2 protein-coding genes are annotated in these 2,062 nt (G+C 69.6%); both read right to left on the bottom strand.

Annotated elements, in window-relative coordinates; translation table 11 throughout:
• Positions 1-310 precede the first annotated feature (310 nt).
• A complete protein-coding gene (locus P3W75_RS14035; RefSeq protein WP_276227965.1) occupies positions 311-934 on the bottom strand; it encodes a helix-turn-helix transcriptional regulator in 624 nt (207 codons plus the stop codon).
• A gap of 74 nt (positions 935-1,008) precedes the next feature.
• Positions 1,009-2,062: NAD(P)/FAD-dependent oxidoreductase (locus P3W75_RS14030; protein ID WP_276227964.1), on the bottom strand; the 1,054-nt coding region annotated here is incomplete at its 5' end.

The raw sequence follows: 2,062 nt of genomic DNA, 5'->3' as shown, positions 1-2,062 counted from the left end.
TTTTTTGTTTCGCCAGCGGCGGTGTCGCTTGGCCTGCTGGACGGGGCGCTCCGGCGCGCGCGGATAACCCGTAGGGCGTATAACGCCTACGGCGTTATCCGCCGAATCGCGGACGAAGTCCGCTCCTACGGTTACAGGGAAGCACGGGCGTAGGAGCGGACTTTGTCCGCGATTGGATTCATCGGCCATGCCAGACATCCCGCTGGCACGAATGGCGGCGGATAACCGCGAACGGTTATACGCCCTACGTCTCTGGGTTACTCCCCTTCGGGCCAGCGCAAGCTCGCTCCTACGGGACGGGAGCGTCCGCTCAGGCCTCTTCCTTCAATTCCTTGAGGTGCTTGTACACCGTAGCGCGGCCCATGTTCAGCACGTTGGCCACGTAGTTCGCGGCGCTCTTGCCCTTGAACGCGCCCTCGGCGTGCAGCGCCAGGACCAGTTCGCGCTTGTGCTCGCGGGTGAGCAGGTTCAGGCCCAGCTGGCGTTGGCGCAGCCAGGCGTGGAGGAAGGTGTTGATGCGTTCCTGCCAGTCGTCGCGGAACAGCGCGTCGGGCTGCGGGATCAGCTTGTTCGGCGCCAGGAACAGGTCCAGCGCGGCCTTGGCCTGCTCGAACAGGCTGATGTTGAGGTTGATGCACAGCACCGCCATCGGCGTGCCCTCGGCGTCGCGCAGCACGGTGCTCACCGAGCGGATCTTCTGGCCGTCCCAGTTGAGCTTCTCGTAGGGGCCGATGTTGCGCTCCTCGGTGCCGTCTTCGAGCATGTCTTCCAGCGCCGCGTCGTCGCCGATCTCGCGCTTGGACAGGTTGTTGGCGATGTAGGCCACGCGCTGGCTGCCCAGGTCGTGGAGCACCACTTCGGCGTGGGGGAAGAACAGCGTGGCGATGGCGTCGGCTATCGCCTTGTAGTTGTCGAGCGGGTCGGCGGCGGGCATGGCTGGAATTCTCGCGGCGAAGGGCCGGGCGGGCGCAGGCGAGTGTGCCGCATGCGCCGCCCGGCTGTCACGGTTCAGGGCCGCAGGCGGGCCGGCGTCAGCATGGCCGCGTCGAGGCCGTGGCGGGTCAGCGCTTCGGGCAGCGCTTCGCCGCGCAGCAGCGCCGCGCTGGCCATGCCCATCGCCGCCGAGGTCTGGATACCGTAGCCGCCCTGGCCGGCCACCCAGTAGAAGCCCGGGGTCTGCGGGTCGTAGCCGGAGACCAGGTCGCCGTCGGCGAAGAACGAGCGCAGCCCGGCCCAGGTGTGGCTGGGGCGGCGGATGCTCAGGGTGGTGTGCTCCTCGATCTGGTAGATGCCCATGGCGATGTCCAGCTCTTCGGGCTGTACGTCGTGCGGGTCCACCGGGTCGGCGTTGGCCGGCGAGCCGAGCAGCATGCCGGCGTCGGGCTTGAAGTAGAAGGATTCGTCCAGGCTCACCAGCACCGGCCAGGCGTGGCTGTCGAGACCCTCCGTCGGGCTGAACAGGAAGGCCGCGCGGCGCTTGGGCTGCAGGCCCAGCGGGGTGACCCCGGCGAGCTCGGCGAGCTTGTCGCACCAGGCCCCGGCGGCGTTGACCAGCACCGGCGTGCGGTAGCTCTGCTGGCTGGTGCGTACTTCCCAGAGGCCGTCGATGCGCGCCACGGCGAGCACTTCGCAGTCGAACTGCACGCTGCCGCCGTGCTTGCGGATGCCGCGCAGGTAGCCCTGCAGCAGGGCGTCGGTGTCGATGTCGGCGGCGGTCGGGTCGAGCATGGCGCCGTGGACCTTCTCGCGGCGCAGCACCGGGACGATGGCGCAGGCCTCGTCGGCGTCCAGCAGGCGCATTTCCGGCACGCTGGCGCGGGCGCTGTCGAACTGGCGGCGCAGTTCTTCCGGGTCGCCCTCGAAGTCCACGGTCATCTCGCCGCGCGGGGTGAGGATCGGGTGCTCGGCGAAGCCCGCCGGCGGGGCGTCGAAGAAGGCCCGGCTGGCGGCCGTCAGGGCGCGCACCTGGGGCGTGCCGTAGGCCACGGTGTAGAGCGCCGCCGAGCGCCCGGTGGAGTGGTAGCCGGCGTGGGATTCGCGCTCCAGCACGGCGACCCGGCCG

This window comes from Pseudomonas citronellolis, assembly GCF_029335315.1.
GTDB lineage: Bacteria > Pseudomonadota > Gammaproteobacteria > Pseudomonadales > Pseudomonadaceae > Pseudomonas > Pseudomonas citronellolis_A.
The sequence above is the reverse complement of the archived record's forward strand: the minus strand, read 5'-3'. Positions and strand labels throughout refer to the sequence as shown.

Coding starts and splice junctions, on each gene's coding strand:
- P3W75_RS14035 (WP_276227965.1), bottom strand. CDS start 934: ATGCCCGCCGCCGACCCGCTCGACAACTACAAGGCGATAGCCGACGCC.